Raw genomic sequence first — 23,113 nt, 5'->3', positions numbered from 1 at the left:
GGGTGGTGCCCCGGTCCCGCCCCTTCACCGTTTCTGCGGGAGGTCCCGCACCCCGATATCGCGGCTTCGCCGCGAGGTCCTCAAACGCCGGACGGGCTGAGTGGTGCGCCCGGGCGCACTATCCAGCCCGTCCGGCGTTTGAGGACAACCGCGCGGAGCGCGGTTTGGGGGGTCCGGGGGCTTGCCTCCGGGAATCGGCGAAGGTGGGGGTCCCCCCTCTGGGGGAGGGACCGGGGCACAGCCCGCCGCAGGCGCCCCACCCGCCTCCCCTTACCCTGAGCGAGCCATGCCCAAAGCCTCACTCCGCCACCGCCTCCCCCACGCCTTCACAGCCCTCCTCACCGCGATCCTCCTCCCGGTCACGGCCACGATCCTCCCGAACGACTACGGCGTGCACCCCGGCCTCGCCCTGATCTACGCCGTACTCGAAACGGGCCCCCTCCTCCTCTCCGTCCGCAAACCCCTCCTCGCCTGGACGATCACGCTCACCACAGGCACCGCCTGCGCCCTCACCATCCCCCCGGGGGCCTCGCCGCACGGCGTCTGGCCCTGGCCCCCCACCCTCCTCATCGCCTTCCTCCCGATGCTGTTCTTCCTGGGCCTGCGGGCCCGCGCCCGCACGATGCTGGCGGTCTGGGCCGTCTACACGGCCCTGAGCTACGGCTTCGACGCGGCCGACCCGCGGCGCAGCAACGGCAGCTGGCTGATCGTGTCGCTGCTCGGCGGCACCCTGCTGCTGCTCGGCGCGGCGTTGCAGAGGAGCAAGCGGGCCGAGCGCGCCCTCGACGAGCAGGCGACGATCAGCGAGGCCGAGCGGGCCCGCCGCACGCTGCTGGAGGAGCGCGCGCGGATCGCCCGCGAGCTGCACGACGTCGTCGCCCACCACATGTCGGTGATCACCGTGCAGGCGGACAGCGCGCCGTACCGCATCGCGGGCCTGCCGCCGGAGGCCACCGAGGAGTTCGGCACGATCGCCGCGACCGCGCGCGAGTCGCTGAGCGAGATGCGCCGGCTGCTGGGCGTGCTGCGCAGCGAGGACGCCGGACAGGGCGGCGGGGAGCGGACCCCGCAGCCCGGGGTGGACCGGATCGGGCAGCTGGTCGAGGCGACGGTACGGGCCGGTCAGCCGGTCGAGCTCACGCTCGACAGGGAAGCGGCACCGGAGGCGCTCCCCCAGGCCGTGGACCTGTCCGCGTACCGCATCGTCCAGGAGGCCCTGGCCAACGCCGTGCGGCACGCGCCGGGCGCCGTCACCCGCGTCTCGGTCGCGGCGGACGCCGACGGGCTGACCGTCCTCGTCGTCAACGCCCCCGCCGGCCGCCCGCACGTCCCGCTGGAGACCACCGGCACCGGCCACGGCCTGGTGGGCATGCGCGAGCGTGTCCGCCTGGTCGGCGGCACCCTCGACACCGGTCCCCTGCCGGACGGCGGCTTCCGGGTGGCGGCCCGACTGCCGTACGCGGCGGAGGCCCTGGACCCCGTCACCGAACCGACAGCGCCGACAGACAAGGAACCCCCGGCCGCATGACCATCAAGGTGATCATCGTCGACGACCAGGCGATGGTGCGGGCGGGCTTCGCCGCCCTGCTCGCCGCCCAGCCCGACATCGACGTCGTCGGGGACGCCCCCGACGGCGTCCGGGGCGTGGAGCTGAGCCGCACCGTCCACCCGGACGTGGTGCTGATGGACGTCCGCATGCCGGAGATGGACGGCCTGGAGGCGGCCCGCCGCCTCCTCGATCCCCCGGCCGGCGTCGTCCACCGCCCCAAGGTGCTGATGCTGACCACCTTCGACGTGGACGACTACGTCTACGAGGCGCTGCGCGCCGGCGCCTCCGGCTTCCTCCTCAAGGACGCCCCGCCGGCCGACCTCATCTCGGCGGTCCGCGTGGTGGCGGCCGGCGAGGCGCTGCTCGCGCCGTCGGTGACGCGCCGCCTCATCGCGGACTTCGCCCGGCAGCGGCCCGCCCCGCGCCGGGACCGCTCACTGCGGCTGAAGGGCCTGACGCCGCGTGAGACGGAGGTGCTGGAGCTGATCGCCCGCGGGCTGTCCAACCAGGAGATCGCCGGCTCGCTGGTGCTGGCGGAGCAGACGGTGAAGACGCACATCGGGCGGGTGCTGGCCAAGCTGGGGCTGCGCGACCGGGCCCAGGCGGTGATCTTCGCCTATGAGTCGGGCCTGGTGAAGCCGGGGGCGGCGTAGCGCTCCTCGTTGGCCCGCCGGGCCTCCGCGTACCGGTCGATCTTGTGGTCGAGGACGTCGAGCGTGCTCCTGAGCTCGGCCATCCGCCGCCGGACGTCCGCGCGGTGCGCGCTCAGCAGCCGTTCGCGCTCGGCGACCGTCGCCTCGCCCTCGCGGACGAGTTCGGCGTAACGGACCATGTCCGCCACCGGCATCCCGGTCAGCCGCAGCTTGCCGACCAGGTCGAGCCAGTCGAGGTCGCGGTCGGTGTAGCGGCGCTGGCCGGTGTGGGAGCGGTCGACGTGCGGCATCAGGCCGATCCGCTCGTACCAGCGCAGGGTGTGGGCGGACAGTCCGGTGTACGCGGCCACCTCGCCGATCGTGTACCGGCCGCGGCCGGCGCCCCGGACGCGGCGCCCGGTCTCGACCGGTCCTCCCGCCGGTGCGGTATCCATGACGGTCATACGGTGTCTCCCCCTCGTGTCCCGGCGGTCCCTTCCGGCACCCTGTTCACTCCTGGGCAACGCCGAAGCGGTGCGCCGCACTCCGCACCCCCGGATCCTTGACGGAATCTTGGACCGGCGGAGCGGGTTAGGCTCGTCCCATGGAGAGCCTGCAGAGCCTGCGGAAGATCGAGAACTGGCCGGTGCCGACCGCCGCGGCGGCCGTCGTACGGGCCGACGGGACGGTGGCCGGGACGCACGGACCGACCGCGCACCGCTTCGCCCTGGCCTCGGTCACCAAACCGCTCGCCGCCTACGCCGCGCTCATCGCCGTCGAGGAGGGCGCGGTCGAACTCGACGAGCCCGCCGGGCCGGCCGGCTCCACGGTCCGTCACCTCCTCGCCCACACCTCAGGACTGGCCTTCGACGAGCACCGCCCGGCGGCCGAGCCCGGCACCCGGCGGCTCTACTCCAACGCCGGCTTCGAGGTCCTCGGCGACCACATCGCCAAGGCGACGGACATCCCGTTCGCCGAGTACCTCCGCCAGGCGGTCCTGGAACCCCTCGGCATGACCGCCACCGGCCTCCCCGGCTCCCCCGCCAAGGACGGCGTCTCGACGGTGGACGACCTCGTCCGCTTCGCCGCGGAGTTGCAGGCACCGCGGCTGCTCTCGCGCGAAACGCTGGCCGAGGCGACGACGGTCGTCTTCCCCGGCGTCACCGGCGTACTGCCCGGGTACGGCCACCAGCGGCCCAACGACTGGGGGTTGGGCTTCGAGTTGCGGGACGGCAAGTCGCCGCACTGGACGGGCTCGCTCAACTCGCCTCGTACGTACGGCCACTTCGGGCAGTCCGGGACGTTCCTGTGGGTCGACCCGGAGGCGGGGGCGGCATGCGTCGCCTTGACGGACCGGGACTTCGGGGCGTGGGCGGTGGAGGTGTGGCCGGCGCTTTCGGACTCCGTCCTGGCCGAGTTGGGCGGGAAGTAGCCGTTTCTTGCAGGGGCTGCGCCCCCGCAACCGCGCTCCGCGCGGTTGTCCTCAAACGCCGGACGGGCTGGAGTGCGCGCCCGGGCGCGATATCCAGCCCGTTGGGGGTCCCCCCTCTGGGGGAGTTTGAGGACAAAGCGGCGAAGCCGCTTTTCAGGGGGTCCGGGGCTCTCCCCGGGAATCGGCGAAGGGGCGGGTCAGGGGCACCCACACCAAAACCTCAGCCCCACCCCCCACCACAAACACATCCAACCCCGAAGCACCCCGCACCCGAGCCGAGTCCCCCGCCATCAGCTCCTCCTCCCCCAGCCCCACAACCCCCCGCACCACATGCGCATAGAGCCACTCCGCCGCAGGCAGGACGCACCGCTCACCGGCTCGGGGCCGCAGGACGTGCAGCGCCGCCCCCGCGTTCGGGACCGCGAGCACAACCCCGTCGCGCACGGAACGCGCCACCTCGTACGCCGGCGCCCCACCGCCCTCGACCGGATCGAGCCACATCTGAACGAACCGCAGCGGCACCCCGGAAGCATTGCGTTCCACATGCCGAACCCCCGCCCCCGCACTCAACCACTGCACGTCACCAGGACGGACCGTCACGACATGCCCGGCCGAGTCCTCGTGCGTCAGCTCCCCCTCCACCACCCACGTGACGATCTCCACATCCCGGTGCGGATGCTCGTCGAACCCCGCACCCGGCGCGAGCGACTCCTCGTTGCAGGCGATCAGCGGGCCGAAGCGCACGTTGTCGGGGTCGTAGAAACCGGAGAAGGAGAACGCGTGCCGCGTCACGATGCCGGCCTCCGCGTCCCCTCCGCGATACCGTTCCGCCGCCCGCCACAGCTCGATCATCGGGCTACGGTAGCCCGGCCGCCCCGTGGCGCACCCGAATAGGGCAGGCTTGTCCCCGTGCCTGAATCCGCCGCTCACCCACCGCATCCGCACAGCGCCACCCTGCGCAACCTGGAGAAGTCGTCCGGGACCCTGGCCGCCGCCGCCATCGCCAGGATGGACGCGCAGCTTCCGTGGTACCGGGCGATGCCGCCGGAGAACCGTTCGTGGATCGGGCTGGTGGCCCAGGCCGGTATCGCGGCCTTCACGGAGTGGTTCCGGCATCCGGAGACCCCGCAGGCGATCAGTACGGACGTCTTCGGGACCGCGCCCCGGGAGCTGACCCGGGCGATCACTTTGCGCCAGACCGTGGAGATGGTCCGGACGACGATCGAGGTCATGGAGTCGGCGATCGACGAGGTCGCCGCGCCGGGTGACGAGTCGGCGCTGCGGGAGGCGCTGCTCGTCTACGCCCGGGAGATCGCCTTCGCCACCGCTCAGGTGTACGCGCAGGCCGCCGAGGCGCGGGGCGCCTGGGACGCGCGGCTGGAGTCGCTGGTGGTCAACGCCGTGCTGTCGGGCGAGGCGGACGAGGGGGTGCTGTCCCGGGCCGCGGCGCTGGGCTGGAACTCGCCGGCGCATGTGGCGGTGGTGCTGGGGACGGCGCCGAACGGCGACAGCGAGCTGACCGTGGAGGCCATCCGGCGGGCGTCCCGGCACGCCAAGCTCCAGGTGCTGACGGGGGTGCTGGGCACCCGCCTGGTGGTGATCGCGGGGGGCAGCGACAACCCGTTGCAGGCGGCGAAGGCGCTGATCGGGCCGTTCGCCGCCGGGCCGGTGGTGGCCGGTCCCGTCGTCCCCGACCTGCTGGCGGCGACCCGCTCCGCGCAGGCCGCCGCCGCGGGCCTGAAGGCGTGCGCGGCCTGGCCGGACGCCCCCCGGCCGGTGCTCGCCGACGATCTCCTGCCGGAGCGGGCGATGGCCGGTGATCCTGTGGCGCGGGTGCAGTTGGTGGAGGAGATCTACAGACCGCTGGAGGAGGCGGGTTCGGCGCTGCTGGAGACGCTGAGCGTCTACCTGGAGCAGGCGAGCAGTCTGGAGGGCGCGGCGCGGATGCTGTTCGTCCACCCAAACACCGTGCGGTACCGGCTCCGACGTGTGACGGACGTCACCGGATGGTCACCCTCCGATGTGCGCTCGGCCTTCACCCTCCGCATCGCGCTGATCCTGGGGCGTCTGGCCGACACCGAGTGACAGCCGTAGGCTTTTGTGGAACGCAGACAATTCCCCTGACGGTTCTTCGTCCCTGTCCCCACGGGTGACCGAACCCGTCCACGAGAGAGAGTGTGAGGGTGCTCGTACTCGTCGCTCCCGGCCAGGGCGCTCAGACGCCCGGCTTCCTGACCCCCTGGCTCGACCTTCCCGGTGTCGCCGACCGCCTGCGGGGCTGGTCGGAGGCCATCGACCTGGACCTCGTCCACTACGGCACGGACGCCGGTGAGGAAGAGATCCGTGACACCGCCGTCGCCCAGCCGCTGCTGGTCGCCGCCGCGCTGGTGTCCGCGGGTCAGCTCTTCCCCTCCGGCGACGACGTCGCCCGGCTGGTGGGCGCCACCGCCGGGCACAGCGTCGGCGAGCTCGCCGCGGCCGCCCTGGCGGGCGTGCTGTCCGAGCGGGACGCGCTGCTGCTCGTCCGCAAGCGGGGCCTGGCGATGGCCGAGGCCGCCGCCGTCACCGAGACGGGCATGTCGGCGCTGCTGGGCGGGGAGGCCGACGTCGTCCTCCCGCATCTGGAGAAGCTCGGCCTGACCCCGGCGAACGTCAACGGCGCCGGTCAGATCGTCGCCGCCGGTACCATGGAACAGCTGGCGGCGCTCGCCGCGGACAAGCCCGAGGGCACCCGCCGCGTCGTGCCGCTGAAGGTCGCGGGCGCCTTCCACACCGAGCACATGGCCCCGGCGGTCTCCGTCCTGGAGGCCGCGGCCCGCGAGCTGGAGCCGGCCGGCCCGCGCACCCGCTACGTCTCCAACCGCGACGGAGCGGTGGTGACGGACGGCGCCGAGGTCGTGGCGCGCCTGGTCGGCCAGGTGGCCAACCCGGTCCGCTGGGACCTGTGCATGGAGACCTTCAAGGAGCTGGGCGTCACGGCGATCATCGAAGCGGCCCCCGGCGGCACCCTGACGGGCATCGCCAAGCGCGCCCTGCCGGGTGTGAAGACGCTGGCCCTCAAGACGCCGGCCGACCTGGACGCCGCCCGCGAGCTGATCGCCGAACACGGCAACAGCACGGCCGATTCCTCGGCCGCGTAAGGAGCCCCGGACATGACTGCCAAGATCAAGCCCTCCAAGGGCGCGCCGTACGCGCGCATCATGGGCGTCGGCGGCTACCGCCCGGTGCGCGTGGTGCCCAACGAGGAGATCCTCAAGCGCATCGACTCGTCGGACGAGTGGATCCGTTCCCGCTCCGGGATCGCCACCCGGCACTGGGCCGGCCCCGAGGAGACGGTGGCCACCATGTCGGTGGAGGCCGCGGGCAAGGCCATCGCCGCCGCCGGGATCGCCCCGGAGCAGATCGGTGCCGTGCTGGTCTCGACGGTGTCGCACTTCAAGCAGACCCCGGCCATCGCCACCGAGATCGCCCACCGCATCGGCGCCGGCAAGCCGGCCGCCTTCGACATCTCCGCCGGCTGCGCGGGCTTCGGCTACGGCCTGACCATGGCCAAGGCCCTGGTCACGGACGGCTCGGCCGAGTACGTGCTGGTCATCGGCGTCGAGCGGCTGTCGGACCTGACGGATCTCGACGACCGTTCCACCGCGTTCCTGTTCGGCGACGGCGCCGGTGCCGTGGTCGTGGGTCCCGCGCAGGAGCCGGCCATCGGCCCGACGGTGTGGGGCTCGGAGGGCGACAAGGCGGAGACCATCCGGCAGAACCTGCCGTGGGACGTCTACCGCGAGAGCTCCGAGGTCCGTACTGAGGTCCGCTTCCCGGCCATCACGCAGGAGGGCCAGGCGGTGTTCCGCTGGGCCGTCTTCGAGATGGCGAAGATCGCCCAGCAGGCGCTGGACGAGGCCGGCATCACCGCCGACGACCTGGACGTCTTCATTCCGCACCAGGCGAACATGCGGATCATCGACTCGATGGTCAAAACGCTGAAGCTGCCGGAGAATGTCGTGGTCGCCCGGGACGTGGAGACTACCGGGAACACCTCGGCGGCCTCCATTCCGCTGGCCATGGAGCGCCTCCTGGCCACCGGAGCGGCGAAGAGCGGCGACACCGCGCTGCTCATCGGCTTCGGGGCGGGTCTCGTGTTCGCCGCGACGGTCGTTACCCTCCCCTAGGCGAGATCCACCCGGAACGGCACCAGCCGACCACGGTGCGGGAGCTCTCCACAGCAGTTCCCTGAGCAGTTTTTCCAGAACCACCGCACAATTAAAAGGAGCGCCACCATGGCCGCCACGCAGGAAGAGATCCTCAAGGGCCTCGCCGAGATCGTCAACGAGATCGCGGGCATCCCGGTCGAGGACGTCAAGCTGGACAAGTCCTTCACCGACGACCTGGACGTCGACTCGCTCTCCATGGTCGAGGTCGTCGTCGCCGCCGAGGAGCGCTTCGAGGTGAAGATCCCGGACGAGGACGTCAAGAACCTCAAGACGGTCGGTGACGCGGCCGACTACATCCTGAAGCACCAGGCCTGATCCCGCGTTCGTCGCCACCCCGGCGGGTGGCGTTTCCAGCACCTCTATTCGTGGAGACAGAATTCCTGTGAACTCGACCAATCGCACCGTGGTCGTCACCGGTATCGGCGCAACCACACCGCTGGGTGGCGACAGCGCGTCTACCTGGGAAGGGCTGCTCGCCGGTCGCTCCGGCGTGAAGCCCCTGGAGGGCGAGCGGTTCGCCGACCTCCCGGTCCGGATCGCCGCCACGGCGGCGGTCGACCCGTCCGAGGTCCTGCCCCGCCCCCTCACCCGCAAGCTCGACCGGTCGGCGCAGTTCGCGCTGATCGCGGCCCGTGAGGCCTGGGCCGACGCGGGCTACACCGCCCGGGCCGGCGAGGACGCGGCCATCGCCCCCGAGCGGCTGGGCGCGGTCATCGCCTCCGGCATCGGCGGCGTGCAGACCCTGCTCGACCAGTACGACGTGCTCAAGGAGAAGGGCGCCCGCCGCGTCTCCCCGCACACCGTGCCGATGCTGATGCCCAACAGCCCGTCCGCCAACGTCGGCCTGGAGGTGAACGCCCAGGCGGGCGTGCACACCCCGGTCAGCGCCTGCGCGTCCGGCGCCGAGGCCATCGGCTACGCCGTGGAGATGATCCGCACCGGCCGTGCCGACGTGGTCGTCGCGGGCGGCACCGAGGCGGCCATCCACCCGCTGCCCGTCGCGGCCTTCGCCAGCATGATGGCGATGTCCAAGAACAACGAGGAGCCGGAGAAGGCCTCCCGCCCGTACGACAAGGCCCGTGACGGCTTCGTCCTGGGCGAGGGCGCCGGCGTCATCGTCCTGGAGTCCGCCGAGCACGCGGCCCGCCGCGGCGCCCGCGTCTACTGCGAGCTGCTGGGCCAGGGCCTGTCCGCGGACAGCCACCACATCGCCCAGCCCGAGCCGACCGGCCGGGGCATCGCCGCGGCGCTGCAGGGCCTGCTGGAGTCCAGCGACCTCAAGCCGTCCGAGGTGACGCACCTCAACGCGCACGCCACCTCGACCCCGCAGGGCGACCTCGCGGAGATCAAGGCGCTGCGCAAGGTCCTGGGCGACGACCTCGACCACGTCGCGGTCTCCGCCACCAAGTCGATGACCGGCCACCTGCTGGGCGGCGCCGGCGGCATCGAGACGGTCGCGACCGTCCTGGCCCTGTACCACCGCACGGCCCCGCCGACCATCAACATCGACGAGCTGGACGACGAGATCGACGCGGACATCGTCCGCGACAAGCCCCGCAAGCTGCCCGAGGGCACCATCGCGGCGATCAACAACTCGTTCGGCTTCGGCGGCCACAACGTGGTGCTGGCGCTGCGGACGGTCTGACGCCCGCCCGACGCACGAGGGCCCGCCCGGTCGATGAGACGACCGGGCGGGCCTTCGGCGTTCACCCCTCCCGCGGCTCCTCGAAGCTCGCGAAGTACGACGCCGCCATGTCCTCGTCGCCGTGCCCCTGTTCGACGGCCCGCCGGAAGCGCTCCGCGCCGGCCGCCGCGACGTCGAGCCGTACGCCGGCCCGCTCCCCGGCGGCCACGATGAGGCGGGCGTCCTTCTCGGCGGTGGCGGTCGCGAAGCTCGGCGGGGTGAGACCGCCGTCGAGCAGCAGGGCGGACTTGGCCCGCAGATAGCCCATGTCCAGCGGGCCGCCCTCGACGGCCGCCAGGAAGTCCCGGGCGTCCACGCCCAGCCCCGCGGCGAGCGCCAGTGCCTCGGCGGTGCCGTGCGTGACGGTCAGCACCCAGCTGTTGAGCACCAGCTTGAGCCGGGAGGCGCTGCCCGCGGCGCCGTCCTCGCCCGTCCACAGCGTCCGTGTGCCCACGGCGTCCAGGACGGGGGCGAGCGCGGGGCGGACGGCGGTGGGTCCGGCGGCGAGGACGGTGAGCTCGCCCTTCTCGGCCGGCGCCCGGGTGCCCAGGACCGGGGCGTCGACGAGGACGACGCCGTGCTCGTCGGCGAAGGCCGCGAACGCGTCGAGGACGTCGAGGCCGGCGGTGGTCGACTGGAGCCACACCGCGCCCGGCCGCAGCCCGGGGGCGGCCCGGCGCATGACGCCCAGGACGGCCGCGCCGTCGTACAGCATGGTGAGGACGGTGTCGGCGTCGCGGACGGCGTCGGCGGGTGTCGCGGCGATCCGGACCCCGTCGGCGGTGAGCGGTGCGGCCTTGGCCGGGTCGCGGTTCCAGGCCCGGACGTCGAGTCCGGCGCGGGCGAGGTTGCGGGCCATGGCGGCGCCCATGATGCCGGTGCCGAGGACGGCGACGGGAGCGGTGCGGGGGGTGGTGTCGGTCATGCCGTGACCGTACGGGCTGGAGTGCGCTCGAAGGCAAGCGCGCCGCTCAGACCACCTGGTGCAGCCAGCGCACCGGAGCGCCCTCGCCCGCGTGCCGGAAGGGTTCCAGTTCGTCGTCCCAGGGCTTGCCGAGGAGGGTCGCGACCTCGGTGGCCAGGTCGGTCTCGCCGCGCTGGGCGCGGTGGAGGGCGGCGCGGAGGCGGTCCTCGGGGACCAGGATGTCGCCGTGGACGCCGGTGACCGCGTGGTGGATGCCGAGGTCGGGGGTGGAGCTGTAGCGCTCGCCCTCGGTGCCGGCGGCGGGGTCGGCGGTGACCTCGAAGCGGAGGAGGTGCCAGCCGCGGAGGGCGGAGGCGAGGCGGGAGGCGGTGCCGGGGCGGCCCTGCCAGGAGAATTCGGTGCGCCAGGTGCCGGGGGCGGCGGGCTGCCGGATCCAGTCGAGCGTGACGCGGACGCCGAGCACGCCTTCGACGGCCCATTCGACGTGCGGGCAGAGTGCGCGCGGTGCGGAGTGCACGTAGAGAACGCCACGTGACGTCACCGGGACCTCCAGTGCGGTTCGAGGTTCGCCTTCCCCAGGGGCCTCGCGTCCGTACCGGTCCCGCCCGGGGCGGCACCGGGCGTTCGTCCCTGTGGCCCCTCCCGCACCAGCTCGCGAGGTTACCAACAGTAAACACCATAGGGGGCAATTTTCCGGAAAGGGACAGGATGTGACGTGTTGTGATCCGGCGCAGTGGTGGTGCGGACAGGACCGGTAAGGCCCCGGTCACTCCCGGGAGGAACCCCGCACGCGGTCGGGTTGCCGGCCGGGTGACGTACCGTCGGTGCAGGACACCTGCAACCCGGCCGGAGGGGGAAGACGATGCGCACCAGCACCGACCGCCCGTCGCGCGCCGCCGCCGTGGCACTGACGGCGGTGGCGGCGCTCACCGCGGGGCTGCTCACCGCGGGCTGCGACGACCGGGCCCCCGGCGCGGCCGCGAAGCGCCCGGCGGCGAAGCCGAGAGCGAGCGCCGGGCCCGCCTGGAACACCCGGCCCGACTCCCTGGCCTCCCTGGGCGATTCGATCACCCGGGGCTTCGACGCCTGCCGGCTGCTCAAGGACTGCCCGGAGGTCTCCTGGGCCACCGGCTCCGAGGTGGACAGCCTCGCGGCCCGGCTGCTGCCGTCGCCGGAGACGCGGAGCTGGAACTTCGCGCGCACCGGCGCGCGGATGGCCGACCTCCCCCGCCAGGTCGCCGCGGCCGTCCCGCACCGGCCGCAGCTGGTGACGGTGCTGCTCGGGGCGAACGACGCCTGCCGGGCCGACGTGGCCGAGATGACGCCGGTGAAGGACTTCCGGGCCGACTTCGAGAAGTCGCTCAAGGAGCTCCGCCGGTCGCTGCCGAAGACGCAGGTGTACGTGGCGAGCGTCCCCGACCTCAAACGGCTGTGGTCGGAGGGGAGCAAGAGCCCGCTGGGCAAGCAGGTATGGAAGCTGGGGATCTGCCCGTCGATGCTGCGGGACTCCGAGCTGGTGGACGCCCCCACCCGGGAGCGGCGGGAGAAGGTGGAGCGGCGGGTGAAGGAGTACAACGCCGTCCTGGAGGACGTCTGCCGCCGGGACCTGCTGTGCCGCTACGACGGGGGGTCGGTGCACTCCTACGGCTTCACCGGCGCGGACCTGAGCCACTGGGACTGGTTCCACCCCAGCAAGGAGGGGCAGCGGCGGCTCGCCGAGCTCGCCTACCGGCGGATCACGGCGGGAGGCCGCTGACACCCCGCGGCGGGAGGCCGGGGGCGGAGCCCGTCAGGTGACCCCGCCCCCGCCCATTCCGCACGGTAGCGGAAGATCGCCCTTCGGTGGGCCAACTCGCCCGCCCTGTACGTGCGTTCGACGGTCATTCGGTGCTGTCGCGGTGGGCGCGCAGCCCCACGTCGAGGACGCCCTCCCAGTCCGTCAGCTCCTCGACGAGCGGATGCGCGGGCTTCCGTCCCTCCAGCCCCAGCACCACCTCCGCCTCCCGGCCCTTCCCCTTGCCCTTGCCGTTCTCGCCCTCCCGGGACTCGGAGTGGATGTGCACGTCCGTGACCCGGAACCCCTGGCTGGTGCAGAGCTCCAGGACCCGGCCCAGCACCCCGCGGCGGGTGCGGTAGGAGAGGAGCAGCTCGAACCGCTCGACCGTGGGGACGGCCGCCAGCCGGCGGGTGAGCAGCGGGAAGCCGCGGACGACCAGGAAGTGCACCACCGTCGCGGCGGCGGCGAGCAGCGGCAGGCCGCCGCCGCAGGCCATGCCGACGGCGCAGGTGAGCCAGATGGTCGCGGCGGTGGTGAGGCCGCGGACCGCGTCCCGGCGGACGAAGATCAGGCCACCGCCGATGAAACCGATGCCGGAGACGATCTGCGCGGCGACCCGCGAGCCGTCGAATCCCGTGCCGGCCAGCCCGTTCGCCGGACCGAAACCGTGCAGCGAGACTTCCACGAAGAGGGCGCTGCCCACCCCGACCAGGGTGTGGGTGCGCAACCCCGCGCTCTTCTGCTGGAGTTCGCGCTCCAGGCCGATGAGGGAGGAGAGGAGCAGGGCGAGGCCCAGTTCGGTGAACTGCCGGGCGCCCTGGCCGCCGCCGACGCCGAACAGCGCGGACACCTGGGGGAGACCGAGGGATATGAGGGGGTGTGCTCCGATGAACTCGGCTGTGTGCATGCGTCATTGTGGCGTGAAAGCAGTGTTCCGGGGGCCGGAATCCATCGGCGGAGCGCATGAGATGACCGCCCCTTCCGCGATGCGGACAACGCTGATTGCATACGGCCCCATGAGACCCACCACGCTCGCATCGCGCCTTCCGGGCGCCGCCCTCGTCGCCTCCGCGCTGGCCCTGGCTCCCCTTGCCGGTCCCGCCACCCCGGCGGCGGCCGCCGCCCCCGCGCCCGTACCGTCGTCCACCCAGGAGGAGAGCCGGCTGGACGGCCCAGCACCCCAGGAGATCCTGCGGCGCTCCGGCTTCGACGCGGCCGCCGGCGAGCTCGCCGGGGCGCTGGCGCGCACCCGGACGCCCGGGCAGGCCGAGCGGGCCGCTGCCGACGCCGGGCACCGGCTGTGGCGGAAGGCCGTGGCCCGGGCCCAGGGCCGCGGCCCGGCGGCCGGCGACCTGGCGCGCGACGACGACCGGCCGCTGTACTGGGCCCGGTTGGGCCTGACCCGCGAACTGCGGCGGTGGAAGCCGGCGTTCGCGCTGTCCGACGCCCGGCGGGCGGCCCTGCTGGACGTGCTGGAGCGCGGCTCGCGCGGCCAGGACTCGCTCGACTTCCCGGCCGGGTCCGGGGTCAAGCGGGTGCTGGTCACCGGGTTCGACCCGTTCCAGCTCGACGGCGACATCCGGCGCTCCAACCCGTCGGGCGCGGCGGCGCTCGCCCTGGACGGCACGGTGATCGACACCCCGTCGGGCCCGGCCCGGGTGGAGGCGGCCGTCTTCCCGGTGCGCTGGAAGGACTTCGCGGAAGGCACGGTGGAGCGGACGCTGCTGCCCCACTTCCGTCCGGGGCCGCGCCGTGTGGACCTGTTCACCACCATCAGCCAGGGCCGTCCGGGCCGCTTCGACGTGGAGCGCACCAACGGCGCCTGGCGCGGCGGCAGTACGGACAACGAACGGCTCCAGGGCGGCCCGGGGCTGGTCCCCGTACCGGCCGGGATACCGACCCCGCACCCGCAGCCGCAGTGGACGCGGACCTCACTGCCGTACGCCGCGCTGACCGCGGCGGCCACCGGCCCGTTCCCGGTGCACGACAACACCGAGGTCACCGAGGTCCCGGCGGGCTCGGACACGCCCGTCGTCCGGCCGGACGGGCCGACGCCCGGCTCGGCGGCCCGCGCGGGCGGCGGGGGCGACTACCTGTCCAACGAGATCGCCTACCGGGCGACGCTGCTGCGCGACGCCACGCGGCTCGCGGTGCCCGGCGGCCATCTGCACACGCCGGTGCTGCGGTTCGGCGCGGACAACGGCTCGCCGGACGGCCGCGTCACCGACCCGGAGTTCGAGCGCAACCGGCAGGAGATCACCGCGCAGGTCCGGGCGCTGCTCCGGGTGGCCGCGGAGACGCTCCGGCGGCCATGATGAGCGCATGATCATCGCAAGCGCGCAGTTCACGGCCCGGCCGGGGGACATCGGAGCCAATGTCGGGACCATGGCCGGGCTGGTCCGCGAGGCGGCCGGGAGGGGCGCCGCGCTGGTCGCCTTCCCCGAGCTGGCCGTCACGGGCTACGAGTTGGCGGCGATCACCGCCGCCCCGGACCGGCTCGCCCTGGAGCCGGACGACGCCCGGCTCGGCCCGCTCCGCGAGGCGTGCCGGGAGACCGGCACGGCGGCCGTCGTCAACTGCGCCGGGAGCCCCCGGGAGGCCGGGTCCGGGCCGACGATCAGCACGTTCGTGTACGGGCCCGACGGCGCGCCGCTCGTCCGCTACGACAAGCGGCACGTGACGGAGAAGGAGGCCGCCGCCGGCTTCGCGGCCGGCGCCGAGGACGGCGGCCGGTTCGTCCTGGACGGCGTCCGGATCGGCCTCGCGATCTGCTACGACGTCGACTTCCCGGACATCGCCGCGCGCGCCGCGGCGGACGGCTGCGCGCTGCTGGTGGCCACGTCGCTCTACGGCAGCGACGGCGGCCGGGAGGAGCGGGACCGGCTGTTCCCGGCGCTGGCCCGGGACCACGGGCTGCATGTGCTGCTCGCCAACCACGTGGGCCCGGCGGGCGGTTACGTCGGCTGCGGCGGCAGCGGGGTCTGGGGGCCGGACGGCGTCCGCCTCGCCGCGGCGCCGGAGGGGGCGCCGGGCGTGGCGACGGCGGACGTGCCGCTCTGACGGCGCCGTCCGGCCCTCACGTGAGGTGTCAGCGGACGGAGAGGGTGACCTCGATGTTGCCGCGGGTGGCGTTGGAGTAGGGGCAGACCTGGTGCGCCTTCTCGACGAGGGCGAGGGCGGTGGCCTCGTCCACGTTCGGGATGTGCGCGGACAGGGCCACCTTCAGGCCGAAGCCGCCCTCCGGGGTCTTGCCGATGCCGACCTCGGCGGTGACGGTCGAGCCGGAGATGTCGGCCTTCTCCTGGCGGGCGACGACGCCCAGCGCGCCCTGGAAGCAGGCGCTGAAGCCGGCGGCGAAGAGCTGCTCGGGGTTGGTGCCGGCGCCGCTGCCACCCAGCTCCCTGGGCGGGTTGACGACGACGTCGAGCTTGCCGTCGTCGCTGGCGACACGGCCGTCGCGGCCGTTCTCGGCGGTGGCGACGGCGGTGTAGGCGACGTCGACGGGCTGGATGCTCATGGGGGCTCCTGAGAGGTACGAGGGGGGAAGGGGGCTCAGTCGGCGAGGGAGACGATCATCTTGCCGGTGTTCTCGCCGCGCAGCATGCCGAGGAAGGCGTCGGCGGTGTTCTCGATGCCGTGCACGACGGTCTCGTCGCGCTTGAGGGCGCCGGACCGGATCCAGCCGCCGACCTCCTCGAAGAACTGCGGCCGCAGGTGGGCGTGGTCCATGACGATCATGCCCTGGAGGCGGATCCGGTTCTGGATGAGCAGGCCGAGGTTGCGCGGGCCGGGGGCCGGCTCGGTGGCGTTGTACTGGGAGATGGCGCCGCAGATGGTGGCGCGGCCGTGCAGCCTCAGGGCGCCGATGGCCGCCTCCAGGTGCTCGCCGCCGACGTTGTCGAAGTAGACGTCGATGCCGTCGGGGGCGGCCTTGGCGAGCTGCTCGGCGACCGGGCCGTTCTTGTAGTTGAACGCGGCGTCGAAGCCGTACTCCTCGACGAGGCGGCGGACCTTCTCGTCCGAGCCGGCGCTGCCGATGACCCGGGAGGCGCCCTTCAGCTTGGCGATCTGCCCGACCTGGCTGCCGACGGCGCCGGCCGCGCCGGAGACGAACACGGCGTCGCCCTCCTTGAAGGAGGCGACTTCCAGCAGGCCGGCGTAGGCGGTCATGCCCGGCATGCCGAGCGCGCCGAGGTAGGCGGAGAGCGGTACGTCGCCGGCGTCGGCCTTGACGGCGTACTTGGCGTCGAGGACGGCGTGCTCGCGCCAGCCGAGGTCGTGCAGGACGAGGTCGCCGACGGCGAAGCCCTCGGCGCGGGAGGCGACGACTTCGCCGACCGCGCCGCCGGTCATCGGCTTGTCCAGCGCGAAGGGCTCGACGTACGTCTTGCGGCCGGTCATCCGGCCGCGCATGTACGGGTCCACCGAGAGGTGCAGGTTGCTGACCGCGATCTGGCCCTCGGCGGGCTCGGCGAGCGGGATCTCGCGGAGGTCGAAGTCGGCGGGGGTGGGGGTGCCCTTGGGGTGGGAGACGAGGTGCCAGGCGCGGGTGGTGCCGGGGAGCGGTGCGGACATCGGAAGGACCTCCTGCGTTGTTTCAGGTGCTGAAACAATAGTTGACCTAGATATTTTAGGTGTCAAGTAACTGGGTACTCTTCTTCCATGGCCCCGCCGACATCCCGCCCCGACCCCGTGACGATCGAGGTCGTCGAGCTCATCGCGACCGTCGTCGCGCGCTACCACGAGGAGTACGACGAGGCGGCCGGCCGGCACGCCCTCACCGGCGCCCAGGCCCGGCTCCTCGCCCTGCTGTCCCGGGAACCGCTGCCCATGCGCCGGATCGCCCGGAAACTCAAGTGCGAGCCGTCCAACGTCACCGGCATCGTCGACCGCCTCGCCGCCCGCGGCCTGGTCGAGCGCCGGCCCGACCCGGCCGACCGCCGCGTCAAACTGGCCGCCGTCACCGAGGACGGCCGGGAGACCGCGCGGCAGCTGCGGGAGGAGCTGGGCTTCGCCCGGGAGCCGCTGGCCGGGCTCTCCGCGGACGAGCGGGGGCAGCTGCGCGACCTGCTGCGGCGGGTGGTGGGCGGGATCCCGGACGGGGAGGGGGCGTCCGAACCCCATTGAGGTCCGAACCCCATTGAGGCGGGAACGCCCTCGCCGTCCCCGGACCCACGGCACGATGGACCCCATGGACCCCTCTGATACCGCGCCCTTCACCCCCTTGGAATTCCAGCTCGTCCTCCTGCGCCGGATGGCCGACCACCAGCCCGGCCTGGTCGAGGACGCCCTGCGGGAGCTGGGCACCGGCCGCGCCGCGATGCGGGAGGCCAACCGGCGCTGGCAGGCCATGCTGCGCTCGCCACGGCGGCGGGGGGCCGGCGCCCGCTACCGGTCCGTCCTCGGCCCGCCCGAGGCCGTCGGCGAGCGCCGGATCGGCGACCTCGCCATGGAGGCCGCGTCCTGGCCGGTCCCGCTCTGGCCGGACCTGCGGTTCGAGGTCCTCACCGCGCCCGGCGGCGCGGTCTGGAACGAGTGGCTGGTCCGGGCGCCCGGCGCCCCCTCCCCCGCCCCCCGCACCGTCGAGGAGCTGCGGCCCTGGTCGTGCACGGTGGACGAGGTGGCCCGCGCGTTCGCCCCGGCCCGCCCGATGGAGGGCACGGCGCCGACCCGCTGGCAGCTCGCCTTCACCGCGCCCGACGCCACCGGCGAGCGGCGGGAGCACGTGGCGGAATTCACCTGGGGGCTCCTCCAGCGGCTGGTGCGCTGACGCCGGCCCGCTCGCGCCGGCACCGGCTCCTCGCCGGGCCGGACCCCGCCGCCGCTCCGGCCGGCCGCGCCGTCCCGCCACCGTCCCGCCCCATCGGGCCCCGCCGTCCCGCCGCCTCGAACCCCGGCGTCTCCCCACGTCAGACCCCCGCGTCTCTCCCCGTCTCCTCCTTTCGGACGAGGCGGGCGCGGACGGACCGGCCTTTTACCCGAGGCGGGGTTCCGCCCGGCGTCCGTAGCGTGGGCGCGTCCCCTGCCCCCGTCCCGGACGGACCGACCCCCCATGGCTCCCTCCCACCGCCCCGCCCTGGCCCGGATCCTGCTGGTCCTGGCCGCCCTGGTGCTGCCGGTGGCCCTGCTGACCGGGCTGACCGGCTGCTCCTGGGGCGGGATCGACAACTCCAAGGCCATCGGCACCCCCGCCTCCCCCGACGAGCCGCAGCGGGTGCGGATCCCCTCCCTCGGCGTGGACAGCCCGCTGATCCGCCTCGGCACCGACCCGCACACCGGCCACCCGGTGCGGCAGCCGCCGAAGGACCACAGCGACACCGCGGGCTGGTGCACCGGCAGCGCCCTGCCCGGCCGGCCCGGCACCGCCGTCCTCGTCGGACACCGGGACCACGGCGGCGGCGTCTTCCGCGACCTCGGCACCCTGCGCGAGGGCGCGACGGTCGACGTCGAACGCGGCGACGGAAAGGTGCTGCGCTTCACGGTGACGGCCGTCCGCACCCTGGACGGCGACGCGGCGTTCGCCACCCGGAAGGAGCACCCCGCCGCCGGCTCCACCGGCCCTCCGGAGCGCGCCCTGCGGCTCGTCGCCTGCGCGGGCGACGACCCCGGCGGGCCGCCCGGGCACCGCTTCCTCGTCGTCGACGCGCTCCTGCGATCATGACGGCCCGCCGCCGACCATGAGGGCGTGACGCCCCGGCCCCTGCTCGCCGCGCTGCTCGCGCTCACCGTGGTGGGCGGGGCGCTCGACGCCGTCAGCTATCTGGGCCTCGGCCACGTCTTCACAGCCAACATGACGGGCAACGTCGTCATCCTCGGCTTCTCCGCCGCCGGCGCGGCCGGCTTCTCGGTCCCCGCGTCCTCGCTGGCCCTGGGCGGCTTCCTGTGCGGGGCGCTGCTCGGCGGCCGGTTCGGGACGGCGATGGCGGGCCGCTCCCGGCGGCTGTGGCTGGGCGGGGCGCTGACGGCGGAGGCGCTGCTCACCGGCGGCGCGGCGGTGCTGGCGGCCGGCTTCCCGGGCGGCCTTCCCGGCGGCCTCCCCACCGACGAGGCCCGCCGCTTCGCCATGATCACCGTGCTCGCCGTGGCGATGGGCGTACGGGTCGCGACGGTCCGCGCGCTGGCCGTGCCGGACATGATGACGACCATCCTCACCCGCGTCCTCACCGGCATCGCCGCCGACTCCCGGCTCGCCGGCGGCTCCGACCCCCGGCTCGGCCGGCGGCTGGGCTCGGTGCTGGCCATGGCCCTCGGGGCGCTGGCCGGCGGCTGGCTGCTGATCCACCACGGCCCGGTGTGGCCGCTGGCCCTCGCCGCCGGCGCGGTGGCGCTGCTCGCCGCCGGCTGCCTGGCGGCCGGCGCCGGACGCGCGCCCGGCGCCGGCCCGGACGTCAGGCCAGCTCGGCGGAGAGGGTGATCGTCGTCCCGGCGAGCGCCTGGCTCACCGGGCAGTTCTTCTTGGCGTCCTCGGCCGCGGCGGCGAAGCCCTCCTCGTCCAGGCCGGGCACCTCGCCGCGGACGTAGAGGTGGATGCCGGTGATGCCCTCGCCCGGCTGGAAGGTGACGTCGGCCTTGGTCTCCAGGCGGGTGGGCGGGGTGCCCGCGCCGGTCAGGCCGTGCGAGAGCGCCATGCTGAAGCAGCTGGAGTGTGCGGCGGCGATGAGCTCCTCGGGGCTGGTCTTCCCGTTCGCCTGCTCGGCGCGGGACGGCCAGGAGACCGGCTGCGAGCCGATGCCGGACGAGTCGAAGGTGACGGTGCCGCTGCCGTTGAGCAGCTCGCCCTCCCAGACGGTGTGCGCGGTGCGGGTGGTGGCCATGGCGGTCCTCCAGGGATGTGACGGATGCCGGGGCGCCGGACCCCGGGAACACGGCTGAGCGATCGGACGGTACGGCCGTGACGGTACGGCCGTACGGCCATCGGGGCGATACCCCGTCCGATCATCCGGTTCCGTTCCCCGGCCGCCCGGCTCCGACACGCCCGTCCGGGGCCGGTGTGTTCCAGGCCACCAGGGCGGGCCGGCCGTGCTCGGCGCCGATCCGGCTGACGGTCCCGGTGTCCAGCCGGAACAGCGCGCCCGCCGCCGGCGGCAGGCCGAGCCTGCGGGCCGTCAGCACCCGCAGGAAGTGCGCGTGGGCGACGAGGACCACGTCCCCGTCGTCCCCCTCCAGCCAGGGCGCGATCCGGGCCAGCACCCGGTCGGCGCGGGCCCCCACCTCGGCGGGCGTCTCCCCCGGGTGCCCGTCCGGGCCGGGGACCACGCCGTCGTCGAAGAGAAACCAGTCCGGCCGCTCCTTGTGGATCTCGGCGGTGGTGATCCCCTCGTAGCCGCCGTAGTCCCACTCCCGCAGGTCGGGTTCGATCCGTACGTCCCGCAGCCCGGCCAGTTCCGCAGTGCGCAGCGCGCGGGCGCGCGGGCTGGCCAGGACGTGCGCCACCGGGCGCCCGGCCAGCAGCGGGCGCAGCGCCGCCGCCTGCCGTTCGCCGCGGGCGGTCAGCGGGAGGTCGGTCCAGCTGGTGTGGAGCCCGTCGCGGCTCCACTCGGTCTCGCCGTGCCGGACGAGGAGGAGCTCACTCACCGGCGCCGCGCTCCTGCCGCTCCTTCGCCACCGCGGCGCGCACCTCGTCCATGTCGAGGGCGCGGGCCTGCCGGATGACGTCCTCCAGCGCGGCCTCGGGGAGCGCCCCGGGCTGGGCGTAGACGGCGATGTTGTCGCGGACGACCATCAGGGTGGGGATCGAGGTGATCTGGAAGGCGGCGGCCAGCTCCGGCTGCGCCTCGGTGTCGACCTTGCCGAACAGCAGGTCCTCGTGGCGCCCGGCCACCCGCTCGTAGACGGGGGCGAACTGCCGGCAGGGGCCGCACCAGGCGGCCCAGAAGTCGATCAGGACGAAGCCGTGCTCCGAGACCGTCCCGTCGAAGTTCTCCTTGGTGAGCTCCACGGTGCTGCTCATATGTTCTCCCGCTTCCGTCGGCCGGCCCGGTGGTGGGACCCGTTCCCGGGCCCGGCAGCCCCAACCCCGTACCGGCACGCACTATTCCGCGGCCGGCACCCCCGTTCCGCAGCCACCGGATGGCCTACAGCCGCCTCCGCGGCGAACCGGTGTGACCGTGGTTACATCATCGCCGGAGGTGCTTTTGTATGACCGGCGACAGACCGCAGAGCGGTGGCAGAACCGACGACGAGCAGGTCCCGACACCGACATCCCAGGCATCACGGCGCCTGGTGCTGGCGGCCACCGCCGCCCTGGCGCCGATACTGGCCGGTGCCGGCCCGGCCAGGGCCGCCGCGCCGGGGCGGACGACCCCCGATCCGTGCGGCGGGCGCCACGCGCTGGTGCACCCGGCGACCACCAGCGAGTCCGACTGGGAGGAGGTCGTCGACATCCTCCAGCACCGGGGCCGGCTCGCCAACAACCAGGTCTACCGCATGGGCTTCCTCCGCCACGACCTGAAGGTCACCTCGTACGGCTACTCCCTCACCCCGGCCCTGGGCGTCGGGTCATTCGTCTCCTTCCTCCGCTACGAGGACGGCAAGGTGATGATGATGGGCGACATGGCGGTCACCGAACGCGAGATGCAGCGCGTCATCGACATCCTCGACGCGCACGACATCACCCAGACCGCCATCCACAAGCACCTGCTGACGCACGATCCGGCGGTCTGGTGGATGCACGTCCACGGCATGCACGACGACGCCACCCATCTCGCCGGGGCGCTCCGCTCGGCCCTGCAGGCCACCGGCACCCCGCCCGGCACCGGAGTGCCCGTCAAGAAGCCGCTGGACCTGGACACCTCGGGCATCGACCGGGCGCTCGGCGCGCAGGGCGACACCGAGGGCGAGATCTACAAGATCGTCTTCGCTCGCAACGAGACCGTCATCGACCACGACCGGGTGCTGCCCCGGATGACCGGCTCGACCACCGCGATCTCCTTCCAGCCGGTCGGGAAGCGCAAGGCGATCGTCAACGGCGACTTCGTGATGCTGGCCCACGAGGTGCAGGACGTGGTCAGGGCGCTGCGGCGCGGCGGGATCGACATCGTCTCGATCCACAGCCACATGCTGACGGACGACCCGCGCCTGTTCTTCCTGCACTTCTGGGGCGTCGGCGACGGCGTCCGGCTGGCCCGCGCGCTGCGTGCCGCGGTGGACCGGACGAACGTCTCGGCGGCGGTGGCCCTCGGCTGACGGCACGGGGCACCGGCTGTACGGGAAAGGGCCGCCCCGGAACGGGTGGCGGCCCTGGGGCCCGCGGGACGGCGGGCTGGATCGTTTATTCGAACGGATCGCTCGTGTGGGGCGGGTGGGACTCGAACCCACGACCGACGGATTATGAGTCCGCTGCTCTAACCGGCTGAGCTACCGCCCCGTTCACGGCGCGTCGCGCACATCTGTGCGCGCCGTCTGCCGCAGCATAGCCGCTCATACGATCTGTTGCCCCGGTGGGGGCACATCGTGTGACCAGCCTGACCTTGAGGACTGCGGGCGGGGCGCGATGGTTCCCGCGCGGCGGGAAATCCCGGCATGAAAAAAGGACCCCGTACAGGGGTCCTCTTCCGGATGGCTCCTCCGACTGGACTCGAACCAGTAACCTGCCGGTTAACAGCCGGCTGCTCTGCCAATTGAGCTACAGAGGATCGCGCTCCCCCGACTGGACTCGAACCAGTAACCTGCCGGTTAACAGCCGGCTGCTCTGCCAATTGAGCTACAGGGGATCGTCGCGTGCCCCGAACGCATCTTCGTCCGGTCTCCCGGGCGGCGTGCGCTCGCTGCGAGACATACATTAGCGCAAGCAGGGGGGTGCTCCGCCAATCGGTACTCCCGGAGTGACCTCCGGGCACGCAGGGTAGGCGGCGGGCACAGCCCGGCAGGGGCCCGCGAGGCCGTGGGTTCCACGGGATCCGAG

26 protein-coding genes and 3 tRNA genes are annotated in these 23,113 nt (G+C 73.6%); 16 read left to right on the top strand and 13 right to left on the bottom strand.

Translation table 11 applies throughout. The features are described from left to right. Positions 1-286 precede the first annotated feature (286 nt). Together K7I03_RS22775 and K7I03_RS22770 are read left to right on the top strand one after the other, a co-directional pair. On the top strand, positions 287-1,528 hold the full coding sequence (locus K7I03_RS22775; RefSeq protein ID WP_185940674.1) for a sensor histidine kinase: 1,242 nt from the start codon (positions 287-289) through the stop codon (positions 1,526-1,528). Continuing rightward, on the top strand, positions 1,525-2,202 hold the full coding sequence (locus tag K7I03_RS22770) for a response regulator (RefSeq protein ID WP_185940675.1): 678 nt from the start codon (positions 1,525-1,527) through the stop codon (positions 2,200-2,202). Before K7I03_RS22775 ends, K7I03_RS22770 begins: the two co-directional genes overlap by 4 nt. On the opposite strand, the gene K7I03_RS22765 is transcribed toward K7I03_RS22770, so the two are convergent. Next, a complete protein-coding gene (locus K7I03_RS22765) occupies positions 2,166-2,645 on the bottom strand; it encodes a MerR family transcriptional regulator (RefSeq protein ID WP_185940676.1) in 480 nt (159 codons plus the stop codon). The two genes, K7I03_RS22770 and K7I03_RS22765, sit on opposite strands and share 37 nt — an antisense overlap. Before the next feature lie 140 nt (positions 2,646-2,785). Here K7I03_RS22765 and K7I03_RS22760 point away from each other — a divergent pair, with 140 nt between their 5' ends. Further along, positions 2,786-3,613 (top strand): serine hydrolase domain-containing protein, encoded by an 828-nt coding sequence (locus K7I03_RS22760; protein WP_185940677.1) that lies wholly within the window; start codon positions 2,786-2,788, stop codon positions 3,611-3,613. A 153-nt stretch (positions 3,614-3,766) separates the two neighbouring features. Here K7I03_RS22760 and K7I03_RS22755 read toward each other — a convergent pair whose 3' ends face one another. Further along, positions 3,767-4,465: a pirin family protein gene (locus tag K7I03_RS22755; protein ID WP_185940678.1), complete on the bottom strand. Its 699-nt coding sequence runs from the start codon at positions 4,463-4,465 to the stop codon at positions 3,767-3,769. Between the two features lie 57 nt (positions 4,466-4,522). On the opposite strand from K7I03_RS22755, the gene K7I03_RS22750 reads away from it, so the two are divergent. The 5 genes from K7I03_RS22750 (at position 4,523) to fabF (ending at position 9,469) form a co-directional block, all read left to right on the top strand. After that, positions 4,523-5,698, top strand: coding sequence for a PucR family transcriptional regulator (locus K7I03_RS22750; protein ID WP_004946766.1), 1,176 nt, complete (start codon positions 4,523-4,525; stop codon positions 5,696-5,698). Between the two features lie 98 nt (positions 5,699-5,796). Further along, a complete protein-coding gene (locus tag K7I03_RS22745) occupies positions 5,797-6,753 on the top strand; it encodes an ACP S-malonyltransferase (RefSeq protein WP_185940679.1) in 957 nt (318 codons plus the stop codon). Positions 6,754-6,765: 12 nt separating this feature from the next. Continuing rightward, positions 6,766-7,782 (top strand): ketoacyl-ACP synthase III, encoded by a 1,017-nt coding sequence (locus K7I03_RS22740; protein WP_185940680.1) that lies wholly within the window; start codon positions 6,766-6,768, stop codon positions 7,780-7,782. A 108-nt stretch (positions 7,783-7,890) separates the two neighbouring features. Beyond that, positions 7,891-8,139, top strand: coding sequence for an acyl carrier protein (locus tag K7I03_RS22735; protein ID WP_185940681.1), 249 nt, complete (start codon positions 7,891-7,893; stop codon positions 8,137-8,139). A 67-nt stretch (positions 8,140-8,206) separates the two neighbouring features. Next, the gene (gene fabF / locus K7I03_RS22730) at positions 8,207-9,469 is read left to right on the top strand and encodes a beta-ketoacyl-ACP synthase II (protein ID WP_185940682.1); all 1,263 of its coding nucleotides are present in this window, start codon (positions 8,207-8,209) and stop codon (positions 9,467-9,469) included. 61 nt (positions 9,470-9,530) lie between these two features. On the opposite strand, the gene K7I03_RS22725 is transcribed toward fabF, so the two are convergent. Next, entirely contained in the window at positions 9,531-10,433 is a 903-nt protein-coding gene (locus tag K7I03_RS22725) for an NAD(P)-dependent oxidoreductase (RefSeq protein ID WP_185940683.1), read from the bottom strand. A 46-nt stretch (positions 10,434-10,479) separates the two neighbouring features. Then, a complete protein-coding gene (locus K7I03_RS22720; RefSeq protein WP_185940684.1) occupies positions 10,480-10,974 on the bottom strand; it encodes a DUF3145 domain-containing protein in 495 nt (164 codons plus the stop codon). 321 nt (positions 10,975-11,295) lie between these two features. Between K7I03_RS22720 and K7I03_RS22715 the strand changes: the two genes are divergently transcribed. Beyond that, positions 11,296-12,189 carry an SGNH/GDSL hydrolase family protein gene (locus K7I03_RS22715; RefSeq protein WP_185940685.1) on the top strand — a complete coding sequence of 298 codons (894 nt, stop codon included), beginning with the start codon at positions 11,296-11,298 and terminating at the stop codon, positions 12,187-12,189. A 124-nt stretch (positions 12,190-12,313) separates the two neighbouring features. Here K7I03_RS22715 and K7I03_RS22710 read toward each other — a convergent pair whose 3' ends face one another. Next, on the bottom strand, positions 12,314-13,117 hold the full coding sequence (locus K7I03_RS22710; RefSeq protein WP_224347169.1) for an MgtC/SapB family protein: 804 nt from the start codon (positions 13,115-13,117) through the stop codon (positions 12,314-12,316). 109 nt (positions 13,118-13,226) lie between these two features. On the opposite strand from K7I03_RS22710, the gene K7I03_RS22705 reads away from it, so the two are divergent. Beyond that, on the top strand, positions 13,227-14,525 hold the full coding sequence (locus K7I03_RS22705) for a C15 family peptidase (RefSeq protein ID WP_185940686.1): 1,299 nt from the start codon (positions 13,227-13,229) through the stop codon (positions 14,523-14,525). Between the two features lie 7 nt (positions 14,526-14,532). Then, positions 14,533-15,270: a carbon-nitrogen hydrolase family protein gene (locus tag K7I03_RS22700; RefSeq protein WP_185940687.1), complete on the top strand. Its 738-nt coding sequence runs from the start codon at positions 14,533-14,535 to the stop codon at positions 15,268-15,270. Positions 15,271-15,298: 28 nt separating this feature from the next. On the opposite strand, the gene K7I03_RS22695 is transcribed toward K7I03_RS22700, so the two are convergent. After that, positions 15,299-15,727: an organic hydroperoxide resistance protein gene (locus K7I03_RS22695; protein WP_004946798.1), complete on the bottom strand. Its 429-nt coding sequence runs from the start codon at positions 15,725-15,727 to the stop codon at positions 15,299-15,301. A gap of 35 nt (positions 15,728-15,762) precedes the next feature. Beyond that, entirely contained in the window at positions 15,763-16,785 is a 1,023-nt protein-coding gene (locus K7I03_RS22690; RefSeq protein WP_185940688.1) for an NADP-dependent oxidoreductase, read from the bottom strand. 87 nt (positions 16,786-16,872) lie between these two features. Here K7I03_RS22690 and K7I03_RS22685 point away from each other — a divergent pair, with 87 nt between their 5' ends. From K7I03_RS22685 to K7I03_RS22670, 4 genes are all read left to right on the top strand, one after another. Next, positions 16,873-17,337 carry a MarR family winged helix-turn-helix transcriptional regulator gene (locus K7I03_RS22685; protein ID WP_185940689.1) on the top strand — a complete coding sequence of 155 codons (465 nt, stop codon included), beginning with the start codon at positions 16,873-16,875 and terminating at the stop codon, positions 17,335-17,337. 64 nt (positions 17,338-17,401) lie between these two features. Beyond that, complete coding sequence (locus K7I03_RS22680) at positions 17,402-17,980, top strand: hypothetical protein (RefSeq protein WP_185940690.1); 579 nt, start codon at positions 17,402-17,404, stop codon at positions 17,978-17,980. Positions 17,981-18,262: 282 nt separating this feature from the next. Further along, positions 18,263-18,871 (top strand): sortase domain-containing protein, encoded by a 609-nt coding sequence (locus tag K7I03_RS22675; RefSeq protein ID WP_185940691.1) that lies wholly within the window; start codon positions 18,263-18,265, stop codon positions 18,869-18,871. A 24-nt stretch (positions 18,872-18,895) separates the two neighbouring features. Beyond that, the gene (locus tag K7I03_RS22670) at positions 18,896-19,624 is read left to right on the top strand and encodes a YoaK family protein (RefSeq protein WP_185940692.1); all 729 of its coding nucleotides are present in this window, start codon (positions 18,896-18,898) and stop codon (positions 19,622-19,624) included. Here the strand turns inward: K7I03_RS22670 and K7I03_RS22665 are convergent. The 3 genes from K7I03_RS22665 to K7I03_RS22655 form a co-directional block, all read right to left on the bottom strand. Continuing rightward, positions 19,599-20,024: an OsmC family protein gene (locus tag K7I03_RS22665; protein ID WP_185940693.1), complete on the bottom strand. Its 426-nt coding sequence runs from the start codon at positions 20,022-20,024 to the stop codon at positions 19,599-19,601. The genes K7I03_RS22670 and K7I03_RS22665 overlap by 26 nt on opposite strands. A 121-nt stretch (positions 20,025-20,145) precedes the next feature. After that, positions 20,146-20,784 (bottom strand): histidine phosphatase family protein, encoded by a 639-nt coding sequence (locus K7I03_RS22660; protein ID WP_185940694.1) that lies wholly within the window; start codon positions 20,782-20,784, stop codon positions 20,146-20,148. Continuing rightward, positions 20,777-21,160, bottom strand: a complete 384-nt coding sequence (locus K7I03_RS22655) for a thioredoxin family protein (protein WP_185940695.1) — start codon at positions 21,158-21,160, stop codon at positions 20,777-20,779. Before K7I03_RS22655 ends, K7I03_RS22660 begins: the two co-directional genes overlap by 8 nt. Positions 21,161-21,348: 188 nt before the next feature. On the opposite strand from K7I03_RS22655, the gene K7I03_RS22650 reads away from it, so the two are divergent. Further along, entirely contained in the window at positions 21,349-22,395 is a 1,047-nt protein-coding gene (locus tag K7I03_RS22650; RefSeq protein ID WP_185940696.1) for a DUF1259 domain-containing protein, read from the top strand. Between the two features lie 107 nt (positions 22,396-22,502). On the opposite strand, the gene K7I03_RS22645 is transcribed toward K7I03_RS22650, so the two are convergent. From K7I03_RS22645 to K7I03_RS22635, 3 genes are all read right to left on the bottom strand, one after another. Next, positions 22,503-22,576: transfer RNA gene (locus K7I03_RS22645), tRNA-Ile, on the bottom strand. Positions 22,577-22,768: 192 nt separating this feature from the next. Further along, positions 22,769-22,844, bottom strand: a tRNA-Asn gene (locus tag K7I03_RS22640). Positions 22,845-22,849: 5 nt separating this feature from the next. Beyond that, a tRNA-Asn gene (locus tag K7I03_RS22635) sits at positions 22,850-22,922 on the bottom strand. Positions 22,923-23,113 lie beyond the last annotated feature (191 nt).

It is taken from the genome of Streptomyces mobaraensis, from assembly GCF_020099395.1.
GTDB lineage: Bacteria > Actinomycetota > Actinomycetes > Streptomycetales > Streptomycetaceae > Streptomyces.
The sequence above is the reverse complement of the archived record's forward strand: the minus strand, read 5'-3'. Positions and strand labels throughout refer to the sequence as shown.